11 protein-coding genes are annotated in these 18,180 nt (G+C 59.9%); 4 read left to right on the plus strand and 7 right to left on the minus strand.

The window, feature by feature from the left end; translation table 11 throughout:
- Positions 1-187: 187 nt before the first annotated feature.
- The 3 genes from glyA to H097_RS19830 all read right to left on the minus strand — a co-directional run bounded on the left by glyA (position 188) and on the right by H097_RS19830 (position 6,250).
- Positions 188-1,441, minus strand: coding sequence for a serine hydroxymethyltransferase (gene glyA, locus H097_RS19820; RefSeq protein WP_032861858.1), 1,254 nt, complete (start codon positions 1,439-1,441; stop codon positions 188-190).
- Positions 1,442-1,671: 230 nt separating this feature from the next.
- On the minus strand, positions 1,672-5,523 hold the full coding sequence (locus H097_RS19825; protein ID WP_032861860.1) for a bifunctional diguanylate cyclase/phosphodiesterase: 3,852 nt from the start codon (positions 5,521-5,523) through the stop codon (positions 1,672-1,674).
- A gap of 118 nt (positions 5,524-5,641) precedes the next feature.
- Positions 5,642-6,250 carry a LysE family transporter gene (locus tag H097_RS19830; RefSeq protein ID WP_032861861.1) on the minus strand — a complete coding sequence of 203 codons (609 nt, stop codon included), beginning with the start codon at positions 6,248-6,250 and terminating at the stop codon, positions 5,642-5,644.
- 254 nt (positions 6,251-6,504) lie between these two features.
- Here H097_RS19830 and ettA point away from each other — a divergent pair, with 254 nt between their 5' ends.
- The gene (gene ettA, locus H097_RS19835) at positions 6,505-8,169 is read left to right on the plus strand and encodes an energy-dependent translational throttle protein EttA (protein WP_032861975.1); all 1,665 of its coding nucleotides are present in this window, start codon (positions 6,505-6,507) and stop codon (positions 8,167-8,169) included.
- Between the two features lie 278 nt (positions 8,170-8,447).
- Positions 8,448-9,785, plus strand: coding sequence for an NADP-specific glutamate dehydrogenase (gdhA, locus tag H097_RS19840; protein ID WP_032861862.1), 1,338 nt, complete (start codon positions 8,448-8,450; stop codon positions 9,783-9,785).
- A gap of 108 nt (positions 9,786-9,893) precedes the next feature.
- Here the strand turns inward: gdhA and H097_RS19845 are convergent, their stop codons facing one another.
- The 3 genes from H097_RS19845 to H097_RS19855 form a co-directional block, all read right to left on the minus strand.
- Positions 9,894-10,250: a hypothetical protein gene (locus tag H097_RS19845; RefSeq protein WP_032861863.1), complete on the minus strand. Its 357-nt coding sequence runs from the start codon at positions 10,248-10,250 to the stop codon at positions 9,894-9,896.
- Positions 10,251-10,521: 271 nt separating this feature from the next.
- On the minus strand, positions 10,522-12,375 hold the full coding sequence (locus tag H097_RS19850; RefSeq protein ID WP_032861864.1) for a DUF4105 domain-containing protein: 1,854 nt from the start codon (positions 12,373-12,375) through the stop codon (positions 10,522-10,524).
- 91 nt (positions 12,376-12,466) lie between these two features.
- Entirely contained in the window at positions 12,467-12,955 is a 489-nt protein-coding gene (locus H097_RS19855) for a DUF3015 domain-containing protein (protein WP_032861865.1), read from the minus strand.
- A 265-nt stretch (positions 12,956-13,220) separates the two neighbouring features.
- Between H097_RS19855 and H097_RS19860 the strand changes: the two genes are divergently transcribed.
- Complete coding sequence (locus H097_RS19860) at positions 13,221-15,659, plus strand: AAA family ATPase (RefSeq protein WP_032861867.1); 2,439 nt, start codon at positions 13,221-13,223, stop codon at positions 15,657-15,659.
- A 288-nt stretch (positions 15,660-15,947) separates the two neighbouring features.
- Positions 15,948-16,268, plus strand: a complete 321-nt coding sequence (locus H097_RS19865; RefSeq protein WP_032861868.1) for a hypothetical protein — start codon at positions 15,948-15,950, stop codon at positions 16,266-16,268.
- 10 nt (positions 16,269-16,278) lie between these two features.
- Here the strand turns inward: H097_RS19865 and H097_RS19870 are convergent, their stop codons facing one another.
- Positions 16,279-18,099: a hypothetical protein gene (locus tag H097_RS19870; RefSeq protein WP_032861869.1), complete on the minus strand. Its 1,821-nt coding sequence runs from the start codon at positions 18,097-18,099 to the stop codon at positions 16,279-16,281.
- Between the last annotated feature and the right edge of the window lie 81 nt (positions 18,100-18,180).

An 18,180-nucleotide genomic window follows, 5' to 3' on the forward strand; every position in this document is an offset into this window, starting at 1 on the left:
CTGAAATGCAGATCAAAATGTGGGAGCGGGCTTGCTCGCGAAAGCGGTGTATCAGTCGGTACATGCATCAACTGACAGGTCGCTTTCGCGAGCAAGCCCGCTCCCACATTTTGATCTGCATTCCAGGTTCAGATCGGCATAAAAAAGCCCGGCGCAAGAGCCGGGCTTTTCATTCAAGCAACTGCAATCAAGCGCCGTATACCGGCAGCTTCTTGCAGATGGCCTTGACCTTCTCACGGACCGCATCGATCACGGCTTCGTTGGAAAGGTCTGCCAGGATGTCGCAGATCCAGCCAGCCAGTTCCTTGCACTCTGCTTCCTTGAAGCCACGAGTGGTCACGGCCGGGGTGCCGAAGCGCAGGCCCGAGGTGACGAACGGCGAACGTGGGTCGTTCGGTACCGAGTTCTTGTTCACGGTGATGAAGGCTTTGCCCAGGGCAGCGTCAGCATCTTTACCGGAGATGTCCTGCTTGATCAGCGACAGCAGGAACAGGTGGTTTTCAGTACCGCCGGAAACCACGTCAAAACCGCGCTCGATGAACACAGTGGCCATGGCCTGGGCGTTTTTCACCACTTGTTGCTGGTAAGTCTTGAACTCAGGCTGCAACGCTTCCTTGAAGCAGATCGCTTTGGCGGCGATCACGTGCTCCAGCGGGCCACCCTGGGCGCCCGGGAATACCGCGGAGTTCAGCTTCTTCTCGATCTCGGCGTTGGCGCGCGCCAGGATCAGGCCTCCACGTGGACCGCGCAGGGTCTTGTGGGTCGTGGTGGTCACGACGTCAGCGTAAGGTACCGGGTTCGGGTAGACGCCAGCGGCGACCAGACCGGCCACGTGGGCCATGTCGACGAACAGGTAGGCGCCAACCTTGTCGGCAATTTCACGGAAGCGTGGGAAGTCGAGGATCTGCGAGTAGGCAGAGAAACCGGCCACGATCATTTTTGGCTTGTGCTCGACCGCCAGGCGCTCGACTTCGTCGTAGTCGATCAGGCCGTTGCCGTCGATGCCGTACTGCACAGCGTTGTACAGCTTGCCGGAGGACGAAACGCTGGCGCCGTGGGTCAGGTGACCGCCGTGGGCCAGGCTCATGCCCAGGATGGTGTCGCCGCCTTGCAGCAGGGCCAGGTAAACGGCCGCGTTGGCTTGGGAGCCGGCGTGAGGCTGGACGTTGGCGTAATCGGCGCCGAACAGTTCCTTGGCGCGGTCGATGGCCAGTTGCTCAACCACGTCGACGAATTCGCAACCGCCGTAGTAGCGTTTGCCTGGGTAACCTTCGGCGTACTTGTTGGTCAGAACCGAACCTTGAGCCTCCATCACCGCAGGGCTGGTGTAGTTTTCCGAAGCGATCAGCTCAATGTGCTCTTCCTGGCGCACGGCTTCTTGCTCCATGGCGGCAAAGAGATCGGCGTCGTACTTGGCAATAGTCAAATCACGGCTGAACATGGCGGTCCTCAAGGATCGGGGGCAGAAAAGAGGGGCATTCTAACCCAATGGGTTTTAGATGGCATATGAAAGGACATCATGTCGCGGACAAGTGGCGTTCATCCAGAGATGGATGGCGTATTTGAGGGCCTCTTCGCGAGCAAGCCCGCTCCCACATTTGAATGTGTTCGCAAATCAAAATATGGGAGCGGGCTTGCTCGCGATGAGGCCATCAGCCTCACCGCAAAACTTCAGTCAAACATGAACAGTGCATCATTACAGAACTGCGCCTCAAACCGATTGGCCGGCATCGGTCGCCCAAACAGGTAACCTTGCACCTCGTCGCACCCGTGCTCACGCAGGAAGTCCAGTTGCTCATGGGTTTCCACGCCTTCGGCGATCACCGCCAGGTTCAGGCTGTGGGCCATGGCGATGATTGCGCGGGCGATCTGTGCGTCCTGCTCGCCAGATGGCAAACCATCCACGAAGGTGCGGTCGATCTTCAGCACGTCGATGGGGAATTGCTTGAGGTAGTTGAGCGATGAGTAACCGGTGCCGAAGTCGTCCACCGCGATGCTCAGGCCGAGGTTTTTCAGGCTGGCGAGGATCTGCAGGGCTTCGTTGACTTCGCGCATCAGGATACTTTCGGTCAGCTCCAGCTCCAGGCACGCCGGCGGCAGGCCGGTTTCCTTGAGGATGGTGGCGATCCGCGTACCCAACTGCCCGTCGGAGAACTGCCGCGCCGAAATGTTTACCGAGACCTTGGGCACCCGCACCTTGTTCTGGTGCCAGGTCTTGAGTTGCCGGCAGGCCTCGTCGATTACCCAGTCACCCACATCCACCACCAGGCCCAATTCTTCCAGTACTGGGATGAAGTCCCCTGGCGGCACCAGGCCACGACGCGGGTGGCGCCAGCGCAGCAGGGCTTCGGCGCCGGTCAAACGTTTGCCATCGCCGCTGAACTGCGGCTGGTAATACAGTACGAATTCGTTCTGCTCCAGGGCGTGGCGCAGGTCGCTTTCCAACTCCAGGCGTTCCAGGGCGCTGGCGTTCATGTCGGCCTGGTAGAACTGGAAGTTGTTCTTGCCGCGTTCCTTGGCGTGGTACATCGCGGTGTCGGCGTTTTTCATCAGTTGGCTCAGTTCGTTGCCGTCCTGCGGGCTCAGGGCGATACCGATACTGGCGGTGACAAAAAACTCGCGACCTTCAAGCACGAACGGCTTCACCAGGCTGGCGAGGATCTGCTCGGCCACATGAATGGCCCGGTTCAGCGCCATTTCGCGGCTGACCCGCGGTTGCAGGAGCAAGGTGAACTCGTCCCCGCCCATGCGCGCCACGGTGTCGTCTTCGGCCACGCAACCGAGCAGGCGGGTGGCCATTTCCTTGAGCATGCGATCGCCGGCGGCGTGGCCCAGGGAGTCGTTGATCGGTTTGAAACGGTCGAGGTCGAGGAACATCAGCACCACCCACGACTTCTGCCGTTCGGCCGACTGCAAGGCGGTGTGCAGGCGGTCCTGGAACAAAGTGCGGTTGGGCAGGTGGGTCAGGGCATCGTAGTAGGCCAGGCGGTGGATGCGCTGCTCGCTGGCCTTGCGCTCGCTAATGTCGCTGAAGAAGCACACGTAGCTGGCGAGGTCGCCTTCATCATCGAGCACGGCGGTAATGCCGACCCACGCCGGGTAATGCTCACCGCTGCGGCGCTTGAGCCACACTTCGCCTTCCCAGGTGCTGTGCTGGTGCAGTTGCTTAAGCACGTAGCGCAGGTGCGCTTCCTGCTGTTCGTCGACGGTCAGCATGTTCGGCAACTGGTCGAGGACGTCGGCCACCGCATAACCGCTGACCCGGCTGAAGGCTTCGTTGGCCTGCACAATATAGCCGGCAGGGTCAGTGATCAGGATCGCCGAGGTGGAGTGTTCGAATACCGTGGCCGCCATGCGCAAGTCTTTCTCGGCGCGGCGTTGCTGGCTGATATCGCGACCTACGCCAAGGATGCCTTCGAACGCGCCGTGCTCGTCCCACACCAGCACCAGGCGCAGTTCGATCGGTACTTTGCGCCCGTCGGCCCGCAGGCAATCGAACAGAAACAATTGGGTCTGCACGTCATCGCGCAGCAGGGCCAGGGCTTGGGGCTGGTCGAGGGAGCGGCTGACCCGCTCAACCAGGGTGTAGATGCCAGTCAGTTGCTGGGGGTTGGCGATCGTCGATTGCCAGCCGTTCTTGAAGATCCAGTCGACGTCATAGCCCAATACCGCATGCACCGACGGGCTGACGTAGTTTAGGGCCAGCTTGCTGTCGGTGGAGAAGATCACGTCACTGATGCTTTCGGCCAGCATGCGGTAGCGTTGCTCGCTGTCGCGCAGGGATTCACTGGCTTCGATCTGATCGGTAATGTCCTTGGCCACGCCGATAATCCGCGTAACCTGATCGGACTTGTCCCGGGCCAGGGCCTGTTCGCGGATCTCGAAGCGCCGCCACTGGTTGTTGCGGTGCCGAAAGCGCAACTGGCACTGCAACTGCGTCAGGTAACCGGCTTCGCGCTGTTGCTGGCGCAGGTCGTGATAGTACTCGGCGTCTTCGGGGTGCAGCAGGATTTCCCAGAAGTATTCGCCCATTTGCTGCAGTTCGTGCTTGTTGTAGCCCAGGGTGTGGCCCAGGTGGTGGTTGCTGAAAATCATCCGCTGGCTGATCACATCCTGCACATACAGATGATCAGGCACGGTGCGCACCACGTCCGACCAGAAACTTTCGCGCTCCACCAGGGACAGTTCGATCAGCTTGCGGCTGGTGATATCACTGATGCTGAGGATCACTGCTTTATAGTCGTGCTGTTCTTCCGGCAGGCGCATCACCAGCCACAGGTACTGGTCGTTGCCTTCGATGTCGCTGAGTTGAATCTCCAGCTCCAACTGTTTTTGCTGGGTCAGCACCGCTTCAAGTACTTGATAGCCAATGGCGCTGGTGTTCAGCGCACAACCGTCGATCAAGCGCTCCCACGCCTGTTCGCAGGACGCCACATTCAACAGGCGCACCGCCACCTGGTTGACCTCGGTGATACGCAATTCCTTGAGCAGTTGCTGGCGTTGCTCGGGGCTGTTGTGCAGCCAGTCCTGCAATTGTTCGCGACTGTGCAATTGGGCCTTGTCGAAGAAGCTTCGCAGGCCCGACAGGTCGAGCACACACAAGGCCACGCCGGTGCCGTCGAAAATATCCTGGTAGCGGCGCCGGCCTTCGTTGACCTGGCGCTGGCGGCGGCGCATGTTCAGCAGGACCAGCACCGGGATCAGTGAAAAGGCCAGGCCCAGCAGACACTTGCCGATAAACGCCGGCAGCAGTTGTTCCAGCACGGCGGCGCGATCAAACAGGCCGCGCAGTTGCCAGTCGCTTTTGCTCAGGGGCGTGACCAGTACGGTTTTCTTCAGCTCTTCCGGGGTCAGCCCGGCCGACCACTGGCTGGGCATGCCGCTGTCGCGACTGACGACCCGGTGGTTCAACTGGTTTTCTATGGCCCACATCGGGCGCGCTCCCTGACCGTCCTGACGGGTCAGGTTGGCCAGGTAATTGGGTGCCAGGCGCAATGCCCAATACATCTTGGCGCCGCCGCTGGGCTGGTGCAGCAGCAGGTAGATGATGGAACCGTCGCTGCTATTGCTCAGGAAATAGGACTGGGCATGGCTGCGCTTGACCAGTTCTTCGAGCCAGGCACTGTCCTGGCTGTTGTCGGCCGTGTCGGTGATCACCGCGCCGCTGGGGGCGAGCAGGGCAACACTGCGCAGTTCCGGCAACGAACGTTGCAAGGCGCGCATCAGGGCTTGGTGCTGTTCATCGTTGCGCGGCGGCTCGACGATGGGTAGCAGGTTGAGGGCGATTTGCGCACTCAAGGCCATGTTCAGGCTGATCTGTTCGGCCAAGTCCGCGCTGTAGTCGATGGTGTATTGCTGCTGGTTTTTCTGGTTTTGCTGCAATTGATCCAGCAGTTGCCAGAACAATAATGCAAGCAGCAGCAGGACCAGCGTCGCCAATGCGCCCTTGAGGGTTCCGTGCAGGGGAGCGCCTGGCGCAATATGAGCTGCGCGCAAGGGGCTTGGCTTTGTTACGTTGGACAAGCTGTGATCCTGCGGTTTGGCTGGACTGGCGCGCGACGTGCACTATAAGCCGGACGCCCGGAGGGCGGCTAGCATGCCTTGAGTTGTGGCAAAGTGCCAGCCCCGCTTAGCGGGACTATCAGGCCGGGCCAGTGCTGATCAAGGCATCTGCCAGTCTGAATAGAATCGCCAGCGCAAAGCAACTAATAACCACAGAGGCTGTGCGGTTGATGTTCTGTGGAGTCAGCCATACATGCCGGCTGCGTTTGATGCGCGCGCCGAACAGCACCCAGGCGCAGCCAACGGGGATCACCACTGCCGTGAATTGCATGACGAACTGCCCGTACAAGGCTATATCGGCAAAGGTCTGCACCGGCACGATGAACGAAACCACCAGCAAACCCTTCGGGTTGATCAGCGTCAGTAAAAAGAAATGCCACCTCGACACCCGCGCCCCGGGCAGTGGGGACAGATCGGCGGCAGGCTCGCGCCATAGGCCGTATGAGGTCTTGACCAAGTAACAGATCGAGATGAACTGCATCACCTTCAGGCACCACGGCGCATTGGCGCCAATATGGCTGAGCAGGTAGCCCCAAAATGAAATCTGCAGCAGGTAAGCCAGGCACTCCAACAGGCTCAGGGGCCAGGCCAGCCTGAAGCCCGAGAGCACGCCAGAGCGCAATAACAGGGTATTGGTCGGCCCCGGCATCAATAGCAACAACCCCAGCGCAGACATGACGCTAAGCATGGAAGCTGTCTCCCGGGACCGTCAGGGGGTAAGGCGTGGTCCAGCATGCATGTGCCATGTGTCTTCTTCATGTAGGACGGTGTTGCCGGGTATTGTGTTCCATCTGGCCCTCAGTAGGAAAAAGCGCGGCTCAAAAGCGCCTGTCAATCTGCCCGCCGCCGCTGACTTAGGTTAACCTTGATCATTCGATGTGCTACGTACAGCGCCATGACGCTACGCAGGCCCTGTTCTCATCTTTTTACGAGGTCCACATTTTGGCTCAATACGTTTTTACCATGCATCGGTTGGGCAAAGTTGTTCCACCGAAGCGGGAAATCCTCAAGAACATTTCGCTGTCCTTCTTCCCTGGCGCCAAGATCGGCGTGCTCGGTCTCAACGGTTCGGGTAAATCCACGCTGCTGAAAATCATGGCCGGCGTCGACACCGAGTTCGAAGGCGAAGCCCGCCCGATGCCCGAGCTGAACATCGGCTACCTGCCGCAAGAGCCGATCCTGGACCCGTCCAAGACCGTGCGTGAAGTGGTCGAGGAAGCTGTCAGCGTGATCAAGAACGCCCAGGCCCGCCTGGACGAGGTCTACGCCGCCTACGCCGATGAAGATGCCGACTTCGACAAGCTCGCCGCTGAACAGGCCAAGCTCGAAGCCATCCTGCAGGCCAGCGACGGCCACAACCTGGAGCGCCAGCTGGAAGTCGCCGCCGATGCGCTGCGCCTGCCGGCCTGGGACGCCAAGGTCGAACACCTGTCCGGTGGTGAGAAGCGCCGTGTGGCCTTGTGCCGCCTGCTGCTGTCGGCCCCCGACATGCTGCTGCTCGACGAACCGACCAACCACTTGGACGCCGACTCCGTGGCCTGGCTGGAACACTTCCTCCATGATTTCCCGGGCACCGTGGTTGCGATCACGCACGACCGGTACTTCCTGGACAACGTCGCCGGCTGGATCCTGGAACTCGACCGTGGCGCCGGTATCCCTTACGAGGGCAACTACTCCGGTTGGCTGGAAGCCAAGTCCGACCGTCTGGCGGCCGAATCCAAGCAGCAGTCGGCCCATGAAAAGGCCATGAAAGACGAGCTGGAATGGGTACGAAAAGGCGCCAAGGCCCGTCAGTCGAAATCCAAGGCCCGTCTGCAACGCTTCGAGGAAATGCAGTCCCAGGAATTCCAGAAGCGCAGCGAGACCAACGAAATCTACATCCCGGCCGGTCCACGCCTGGGTGACAAGGTCATCGAGTTCAAGAACGTCTGCAAGGGTTATGGCGATCGCGTGCTGATCGACAACCTGTCGTTCTCCATGCCTAAAGGCGCCATCGTCGGCGTGATCGGCGGCAACGGCGCGGGTAAATCCACCCTGTTCCGCATGCTGATGGGCAAGGAACAACCGGATTCGGGCACCATCGAAGTCGGCGAAACCGTGCAACTGGCCTGTGTCGACCAGAGCCGCGAAGACCTCGATGGCAGCAAGACTGTGTTCCAGCAGATTTCCGACGGTTCCGACCAGATCCGCATCGGCAACTATGAAATCCCGTCGCGCACCTACGTCGGCCGCTTCAACTTCAAGGGCGGCGACCAGCAGAAGTTCGTCAAGGACCTGTCTGGTGGTGAGCGTGGTCGCTTGCACCTGGCCTTGACCCTGAAAGAGGGCGGCAACGTCCTGCTGCTCGACGAACCGTCCAACGACCTCGACGTTGAAACCCTGCGTTCCCTGGAAGAAGCCCTGCTGGACTTCCCGGGCGCCGCGATTGTGATCTCTCACGATCGCTGGTTCCTTGACCGTGTGGCGACACACATCCTCGCGTACGAAGACGACTCCCAGGCGGTGTTCTTCGAAGGCAACTACACCGAGTACGAAGCGGATCGCAAGAAACGTCTGGGCGAAGCTGCTGCCCAGCCGCACCGTGTGCGGCACAAGAAACTGGCCTGAATCGGGTCGGTGGTTTGAAAAGCGGAGCCTTCGGGCTCCGTTTTTTTTGCCTGTGTTTCGGGAGTACCGCGTTGAGTTCATTCGCGAGCAAGCGGTTTAACTGTTGGTGCATGCTTTAAGCTGAAATACCCTTTTTGGGGCGTCAAGTCGCAGTTATTTATATCTATTGCACCATTTAAATTCACAAAAGCGACATTTTGCCCTGTCGCGGTGCAGCATGAGTTGATAAAGTCCTGGGCAAATCGCCATTAACGACAATAAATCTGCCGAGACTTTTCATGATCGAATCCGTCGAATCCTTCCTTGCCCGCCTGAAAAAACGCGACCCGGACCAGCCGGAATTTCACCAGGCCGTAGAAGAGGTCCTACGCAGCCTGTGGCCGTTTCTAGAAGCCAATCCCCACTACCTGACCTCGGGCATCCTGGAGCGCATCTGCGAGCCGGAACGCGCCATTACCTTCCGAGTGTCGTGGGTAGATGACCAGGGCAAGGTCCAGGTCAATCGCGGTTTCCGTATCCAGATGAACAGCGCCATTGGTCCCTATAAAGGCGGCCTGCGCTTCCATCCGTCGGTCAACCTGGGGGTGCTGAAATTCCTCGCCTTCGAGCAGACCTTCAAGAACTCCCTGACCTCGCTGCCCATGGGCGGCGGCAAGGGCGGCTCGGACTTTGATCCCAAGGGCAAGAGCGACGCTGAAGTCATGCGTTTCTGCCAGTCGTTCATGAGCGAGTTGTACCGCCATATCGGCGCGGACGTAGACGTTCCTGCTGGCGACATTGGTGTTGGGGCCCGGGAAATCGGTTTCCTGTTCGGTCAGTACAAGCGCCTGAGCAATCAATTCACCTCGGTGTTTACCGGCAAGGGCATGAGCTACGGCGGCAGCCTGATCCGCCCTGAAGCCACCGGTTTTGGTTGTGTGTACTTCGCTGAAGAAATGCTCAAGCGCCAGGGCCAGCGCGTCGAAGGCAAGCGCGTGGCGGTTTCCGGCTCTGGCAACGTTGCGCAATACGCAGCGCGCAAGGTCATGGACCTGGGCGGCAAGGTGATTTCCCTGTCCGACTCCGAAGGCACCCTGTATTGCGAAAGCGGTTTGACCGAGGAGCAATGGTCGGCGTTGCTGGAGCTGAAAAACGTGCAGCGCGGGCGTATCAGCGAGTTGGCCGCGCGTTTCGGCCTGGAATTTTGCGCCGGCAAAACCCCATGGGAACTGGCCTGCGATATCGCCCTGCCATGTGCGACCCAGAACGAACTGGACGCTCAAGCCGCACGTACCTTGCTGCGCAACGGCTGCATCTGCGTGGCCGAAGGCGCCAACATGCCGACCACTCTTGAGGCTGTGGATATCTTTATCGACGCCGGCATCCTGTTCGCTCCGGGCAAGGCATCCAATGCCGGCGGCGTGGCGGTAAGTGGCCTGGAAATGTCCCAAAACGCCATGCGCCTGTTGTGGACCGCCGGTGAAGTGGACAGCAAGCTGCACAACATCATGCAGTCGATCCACCATGCCTGCGTGCACTACGGCGAGGAAAATGGCCGGGTTAACTACGTGAAAGGCGCGAACATCGCAGGCTTCGTGAAAGTGGCTGATGCGATGCTGGCGCAGGGCATCGTCTAAGCCATAACGCTGATCAACTGTAGGGGCCGGCTTGCCGGTGATGATGGCAGACGCTGGTGCGTTGATCTTCCGGCCGCCATCGCTGGCAAGCCAGCTCCTACAGAGGTTTTATTGGCTGCGATAGGCCCGTGCGGCGTCGCGGTCCTTCTCTTGCTGCCAGGCGCGCTCGCGCTCGTCCCAGTGGCGGTCCCTGTAGTCATTACGCTCCTCGCTCTCGCGCATGGCCTTGCACTGGCGAAAACCGTCCTCCCAGCCTTCGGCGTACGCATGGTCTTTTAAATAGCGTGGGACGTCCTTGCGAAACTCTCCGGTGATCACCCCGGCTGCCTGGCGCCCGCTGTTGCAGCCATCGTCAAAACCGTCGGCGAAGGGCGGTGGATAACCTTTGGCCAGCAATTGATCGTGGGTTGATTGGCACCCTGACAGCGCCATCACCACGCCCAGCATTACCGCGAACCGCCACATCTCATACTCCAACGCCATTGAACGGCTGATAGAGCAAGTCTAGGAGGCGATTCGTTGAGGAGATGTGAAAGGGGGGTGAGAAATCTGTTGGGAGGCTATGTCACTGGATTGGCCGCCAGGGCAACATGCTCAGGGATAAACGCAAACCCAATGTGGGAGCGGGCTTGCTCGCGAAGGCGGTATATCAGTCAATATAGGTGCCGACTGACACACCGCCTTCGCGAGCAAGCCCGCTCCCACATTTAGATCTGTGTTGGGCTTTGGAGGCGGGTCAGTAGTGATACCACTTCACTTCCAGCATTACCTCGTTCACCGGCGTCGCCAAGTGGCTGAACTCTCGCTGCGCGCTCAGGCGTACGCCGAGGTTGCGCGATACTTCCCACTGTTGATTGAGGCTGATACTGCGCCGTACTTCGCCATTGGTGAAGAAATCGCCCTTGGCCTCCAGGCTCAGGTTACCCAGTGGGTTTCTCCACAGCAGGCCGGTGTTGAAACCGGCCGCGGGGGAGATGAATTCGCTGAAGTCATTGTTATGTTCCACGCGTACGGTACCGAGGGCGAAGCCAAGCATGTCGTCGCGTAGTTGCCAGGTGCCGCCGGCGCCGCCGTTGACGTGGCTGACCAGGGTTTCGTCGTTGTGTTTGCCCGGTACCCGTTCCAGGCCGCCGGTGACTTGCCAGGACAACGGTTGCAGCAAGTCATTGCGTGGTGTCAGTGAACGGATGGTCGCCAGGTCCAGTTGTTGCAGCTGCCAGTTATTGCCCTCGTACTGGCGCAGTTTCATCTGCAGGATTTCGATCTGTGCCCCCAGGGGGAACCCTTCGGCGTTGTCGTTGAGGTCGTGGTAAGCCATGCGCAGGCCGTATTCGCCGAAGGCCTTGTCGCCCCGGGTGCCGATGCCGGCCTGCCAGGTGCGTGATTCGTGGCCGTTCTCGGGCAGGCCCGGGCGTTCGATCTGCAGGTCAGGCGCGGGGTTCTGGTTGATTGCCCGCAGCAATTCGAAACTGCGCTGGGAGCGTTCGGCGTCGCGCTCCAGGCCATTGGCGCGGTAGCGGCCAAGGCGGTAGGCCGCGTCGATGATCAGGGCCTGGCGATCTTTGCCGATGGCTTTGAATGCCGGGTCTTGCAGTTGTTTCTGGTCATCGCTGATCTTCAATACCCATTGCTGCTCGTCGCTGTCCAGCGGCTTGGCGCGCTCCAGCAACTCGCGTTCGCGGGACGGGCGATAATCGATTTTCTCCACCAGGCCTGCGTCTTTCACCGCTTTTACGGTGTCGGTGGGAATGGCGGTGAGCGGGAACTGTTCGGTCAGGCGCAGGCCCGGGCGGGCCACTTGCAGCAGTTCCAGCAGGCGGTACGAGCAGTTTTCATCGAAGAAGAAATAGTCGAACTGGATCTGCTTGAGCTCCCACACGTGCTCGACCATGCGCTCGGTCTCGACTTGGGTCAGGTTCAGGCGGTATTCCCACAGGTCGCGGTTTTCCAGGCTACGGTATTCGGAGAGTTTTTCCTGGTAGGGCACCAGGGCGAACAGGCCAGGATAACCGCCCATCAGGCCTTTCCAGGCGTAGAGGAGGCTGTTGTCCGAGCCTTCGATATAGGCGCCGAAGTTGATCGCGTAGCTGAGCAGCGCGGTCTTGTTGCTCTGTACGTCAGCCTGGTCGATACGCAGCAAGGTGTGGCCGAACATCGAGGACGGGCTGTTGAGGTAGGCTGCCGGGAAGATCATCACCGCACTGTGGGGCGCGACGTCCTTGAACCATTGCTTGAACTCGACACAGTCCACGGCCGGCAGGTCAGTCAGTTGCAACTGGTCCTTGAGCCAGCGGGTACGGGCCGGGTACACGCATTGGGTGTGTTTTTCACCGAGGCTGGCCGGGGCGTACAGCGCCTCTACGGTGGCCTTGAGTTCGGCGTCAGGGTGGTGCGCGCCGTCTTTGGCGAGAAAGAATTTCTGGTCGCTGACATAGCTGCGCCAGCCGCTGATCTTGCCGGCTTCGTAGTGCCCCAGCGAGAGCCAGAACGGATCATTGGCCAGTTGCTGCAAACGTTGATCATCAAGGTGCGGCGCCGCAGATAGCGGGGCGCAGGCGAAGAGTGCCAGGTAGGCAAGGCGTTTGAGCATAGGGGCAACTTAAGTCGGAATAAATAAAGACCCAAAGCGGGCAGGTCCAAAAAATAAAACCCGCGCCGGGTAGGGCGCGGGCAGGTCGAGCTTAAGCCTGGGTGGCGTATTTCGCCAGGCGGGCATCGCCCTTGAGGATGGCGAGGGTGTTGGTGTGCACGTCTTCGGCGGTCACGTCAGCCTTGCTGAAGATCTGCTGGAAGTGTTCGTGAGTCACAGCCGCGAAGTGATCACGATCTTCTGGCGCAACGCCCAGGACCACGGCATAGGTGGTCAGTGCTTCGCCATTGCCTTTGGCCATGTCTTCGGACAGCTCGTTCATCATGCCATTCATGGCAATCCACGATTTGCCGCCGTAAGTCAGCGCGCTGTTGGTGCTGCAACCGTTGGTGCCCGAGGTCATGCCGAAGGTGGCGTTACCGGAGGTGCCGTTGGTGGTGGAAGCCAGGAAGTGAGCGGGAGTACCGCGCTGGCCTTCGAACAGCATGTTGCCCCAACCGCAGTTCGGGCCACCTGGTGCTTCAGCCATTGCATTGAGGGAGACGACGGTGAAGAGAGTACCGAGAAGGATCCGTTTCATAGCTTTGTTCTCTTTGTGTGCAAACCAATGGACAAGGGTTCAGGCGCCTCATGGCGCCCTAGGGGCCAGTTATTAGTCCAACCCGCGCAGTTTGGAGTTTAGGCATGTTCCAAGGGTTCCGTGGGTTTTTGTAAAACAATCAATGCAGACTGGTTTTTTTACGGGCGGCATCCCGTGTCTATGCTTTACCTCAGTCGTGCCTTGCCAGCCGGCTACGCACGGCGCCAGAATGCCGCCATTGCCCCGCCTGATGTAAGGAAGCCCGATGCCTGATCCTGTTGCTGCCAGCTTGCGTCTAGCGCCCGAAGCGCTGACTCGTCCTTTCTCCGCTGAACAGTTCAGCTTCTCGACCACCAATGATCTGGAGCCCTTTCGCGGTGTGCTTGGCCAGGAACGCGCGGTTGAAGCATTGCAGTTCGGTGTGGCGATGCCACGCCCCGGTTACAACGTGTTTGTCATGGGCGAGCCCGGTACCGGTCGCTTTTCGTTCGTCAAACGCTACCTCAAGGCCGAAGGCAAGCGCCTGCAGACCCCGGCAGACTGGGTTTACGTCAATAACTTCGACGAACCCCGCGAGCCCCGCGCCCTGGAATTGCCTGCGGGCGGTGCGGCCCCGTTCATCGCCGATATCAGTGGTTTGGTCGACAATTTGGTCGCCACGTTCCCGGCGGTATTCGAGCACCCGACGTATCAACAGCGCAAAAGTGCCATCGACCGTGCCTTCAACCAGCGCTACGACCGTGCCCTGGACGTGATCGAGCGCCTGGCCTTGGAAAAGGACGTGGCGCTGTACCGTGACAGCAGCAACATCGCCTTTACCCCGATGCTCGATGGCAAGGCCCTGGATGAGGCCGAGTTTTCGCAGCTGCCGGAAGTCGACCGCGAGCGTTTCCACACCGATATTTCCGAGCTCGAAGAGCGCCTCAACGAAGAACTCGCCAGCTTGCCGCAGTGGAAGCGCGAGTCCAACAACCAGATGCGCCAGTTCAACGAAGAGACCATCACCCTGGCCTTGCAGCCGTTGCTGGCACCGTTGTCCGAGAAGTACGCCGAGAACGCCGGTGTCTGCGGTTACCTGCAGGCGATGCAGGTCTATCTGCTCAAGACCGTGGTCGAGTTGCTGGTGGACGACGCGAAAACCGACGCCCAAGCGCGCAAGCTGCTCGAAGAGCAGTACTGCCCGAGCCTGGTGGTGGGCCATCCGCTCAATGGTGGCGCGCCGGTGGTGTTCGAACCACACCCGACTTACGACAACCTGTTCGGCCGGATCGAATACAGCACCGACCAGGGCGCGCTCTACACCACCTATCGGCAACTGCGCCCCGGTGCGTTGCATCGCGCCAACGGCGGTTTCCTGATCCTGGAAGCCGAGAAAATGCTCAGCGAGCCGTTTGTCTGGGACGCCCTCAAGCGGGCCCTGCAATCGCGCAAGCTGAAGATGGAATCGCCACTGGGCGAACTGGGCCGCCTGGCCACCGTGACCCTCAATCCGCAAGTGATCCCGTTGCAGGTCAAGGTCATCATCATCGGCGCCCGTTCGTTGTACTACACCCTGCAAGACCTGGATCCGGACTTCCAGGAGATGTTCCGGGTGCTGGTGGATTTCGATGAAGACATCCCGATGGTCGATGAAAGCCTGGAGCAGTTCGCCCAGTTGCTGAAAACCCGGACCTCGGAAGAAGGCATGGCGCCGCTGACATCGGATGCGGTGGCGCGGCTGGCAACCTACAGCGCACGGCTGGCGGAGCATCAGGGGCGTTTGTCGGCGCGTATCGGGGATCTGTTCCAACTGGTCAGCGAGGCGGACTTCATTCGTCACCTGGCGGGCGACGAGCGCACCGACGCCGGGCATATCGAGCGTGCGTTGAAGGCCAAGGCCACGCGTACCGGGCGAGTATCGGCGCGGATTCTTGACGACATGCTCGCCGGGGTCATCCTGATCGACACCGCCGGCGCAGCCGTGGGCAAGTGCAACGGGCTGACGGTGCTGGAGGTCGGTGATTCGGCGTTTGGTGTACCTGCGCGGATTTCCGCCACGGTGTACCCGGGTGGCAGCGGCATCGTCGATATCGAGCGTGAGGTCAACCTAGGGCAGCCGATCCACTCCAAGGGCGTGATGATCCTCACCGGTTACCTGGGTAGCCGTTATGCCCAGGAATTCCCCCTGGCGATCTCCGCGAGCATCGCCCTGGAGCAGTCCTACGGTTATGTCGACGGCGACAGCGCCTCGTTGGGCGAGGCTTGCACGTTGATTTCGGCGCTGTCGAAGACGCCGCTCAAGCAGTGCTTTGCCATCACCGGCTCGATCAACCAGTTTGGCGAAGTGCAGGCAGTGGGCGGGGTCAACGAGAAGATCGAAGGCTTCTTCCGTCTGTGCGAAGCTCGTGGCTTGACCGGCGAGCAGGGCGCGATCATTCCCCAGGCCAACGTCGCGACGTTGATGCTCGATGAGAAGGTCTTGCAGGCGGTGCGGGCAGGGCAGTTCCATGTGTATGCCGTGCGCCAGGCCGACGAGGCGCTGAGCCTGCTGGTGGGCGAGCCGGCCGGTGAGCCGGATGCCGAAGGGCAATTCCCCGAGGGCAGCGTCAACGCCCGTGTGGTTGAGCGTCTGCGAGCCATTGCCGAGATGATCAGCGAAGAAGACCTCAAGGAAGCGGAAAAGGAACTGGCGCAGCAGGCGTTGGCTGAGGCCAAGCCCACCTGATGCGTTCACTCATGTAGGCGCGAGCTTGCTCGCGAAGATCGACAACGATAACGCGTGTCTTCTGGATTAACGCGTTGTGCTTGAGACCTTCGCGAGCAAGCTCGCTCCTACAGAAAGCGTGTCATGATTTTGACTGGATTTTTCGGGGCCAACCGCCGTTGGTCCCTACAACCTTGGTTTGTACCGGTTTTCTTCTATTCTCAGCTCAAGGGACATCTACAGGAGTCATGGGATAGAGACAGCCTTGTATCTGGAGGCTGAACACCGGATCTACCGAGGGTCGCCGCCATGCCGCGCAGCCTTTGCCTCACCCGCCAGTGCCTGGGCCTGGTCACCCGAATTGAATGTTCCATTCGCCCTCTAGCGGGGGATACCGGGATGTGGACTTTGTTGTTTGCCGCTGGAATGACGGGCGAACAGCCCTCGACCATCAAGTCCCAAGGGCCCTTCCATGGGCCGTTCGTCGCGGAAAATATTCTTGAGTCCATCGTGCAAAGCCTGACCCTGCACGGCTACGAGCTGGCCGATGACCCGCAGATCTGGTGCATTCACCTGCAAGCCCACCTGCGACAGCTTAATGGTGGGCGGCCCCAGGCCCTGCACCTGTAGACCTGGCGGGCTATTTGGTCTCGGGCTTGTCCAGCTTGACTTCAAAGCCGTACTGCACCGTGTTCAATGCCGTACGCTGGTAGGTTTCAAACTCGGTCGGCTGGCCATAAAAGTAATGCACATCAAACAGTGCGGTGCCGTATTCCTGGGCGCGATGGCTGACGCCGAGGATTTCCTTCAAGTAGTTGCCACTGGCGTCCTTGGCAAAGAACCGCCAGCTATCGGATGGGAAAAGCGCCTGGTCGACAATCAGCGCGTTGTCCTGGACCGACAGGCCCTTGGGCAATTGTGCAGTGCTGACGGTGCTTTTTTCGATGCTGGCCAGGAACAGCGGGATTGATCCCACGGCAAACCCTGGGTTTTCCGGGAATAAATTCAGGTCGTAGGTGATCGTGCCGCGCCATGGGTCGACTTCAAAGGCCTCGGTGGGCAACTCGATGGGCTCGCCGCGCTTGCCTTCATCGTTTGCCGTAAAGAACGTCAGTGGTGCATCGCTGCTGGTGCGGGTCGAGCCGATCAGGTCGTCATTGAACGTGAAAGGATGGTCAAAGGCGATGTGGGCGGCGCTGGCGTCCTCCACTGACTGGCTGATGCTGATGCTGCTTTTCAACTGGTCTTCGGAGAGGCTGGCGCTTTGGAGCCAGTCTGCGGCCTGGTCGTCATACACCGTGACCGGCATGGGCAGGGCCTGCACGGTTTTTTCCAGGCTGTTTTTGTCGAAGCGCCGTATCGGCAGCTCAAGGTCCTTGCGGGTGACGGTCGCTTCGGAAAAGTCCAGCACGTTGACCTGCAGGTTATCGATCTGCCCATTGAAGTAGACCTTGGCGTAGTGGCTGGCCTGCTTTTGTTCAAAGGCTTTCTGCTCGTCTCCCAACTGCCTCTCAAAGTCGTCGGACCAGGTTTTCTGCTTGCGCATCTGCGAAAGTTGCTGCTCGTAGAACGCCACCTGGGCGGCGCTTTCGTTGATTGAGCCGGAGCGGGAAAGAAACTGCCCCGTAGTGTCCCGGGCCTGGACCAGCAGTGGGTTGGGCGATTCATCCGCCACTTGCGGCGCCAGGGGCGCGGTGTTGGTCAGTTCGATCTCGGCGTAGTTGTTTTCCAGGGCCAGGAGGGTCAGGGTGATGTTTTCCTCGCTGCGTTTCTGGCCCACGTCTTTGCGAGTCAGGTCGAAGGTCAGGACTTTACGCGGTGCGATGACCTCTACCTGGCCCTTGAGCGTGACGGGTTGGGGTTGGCTCTTGTTGTCCGTCTCGATGCCTTCGATGAACGGATAGGTGACGGTCAGGTCGTCCGGGTTGGTCAGGTTGGAACTGCTGGGGCTCAACTGGATACCGGGGTCGGTTTCCGACCATTCCGGCTGGAACGGGATGATCTTGTTGTTGCTCAAGGTTACCGATTGCCATTCCAGGCCGTGGGGGAAAGGGAATTGGTCCGGCATATTGAAACTGAACGGGAACACCGGTTGCAGGTCGGTCAGGTAGTCCGAGTGCGAGTTCTTGCGCAGGACGAATAGCCCGTTGATGTAGGTATCCACCAGTGCTTGTGGCGTCGGGTAGTGCGCAAGCGCGGCCAGGGTGTTTTCACCGTACTCGGTCTCGACAGGCTTGGTGTCGAGCTTGATGCGCGCACGCTCCAGCAACAGCAACGAGCCGCCCAGTTCGGCTACGGCTTCCTTGAGGCGGGGATCCTGGATCGTGTCCAGGGATTGCTCGAACTGGGCGGTTTTTTCTTCGAGACTGGCTTGCTTGTGCTCGTCGCTGGGGGAGCAGCCGCCGGCCGCCAGCAACGCCACACACAGGCCAAGACTGGCCAAGGGAGATCGCACATCCATTATTTGAGATTCCTGTCCGGCAGCATCGAGCCACGTTGATGAGGCCGACACTAGCAGAAAAATTGTCTTACAGAAGCGCTA

This window comes from Pseudomonas sp. FH4, assembly GCF_000510915.2.
Lineage (GTDB): Bacteria > Pseudomonadota > Gammaproteobacteria > Pseudomonadales > Pseudomonadaceae > Aquipseudomonas > Aquipseudomonas brenneri.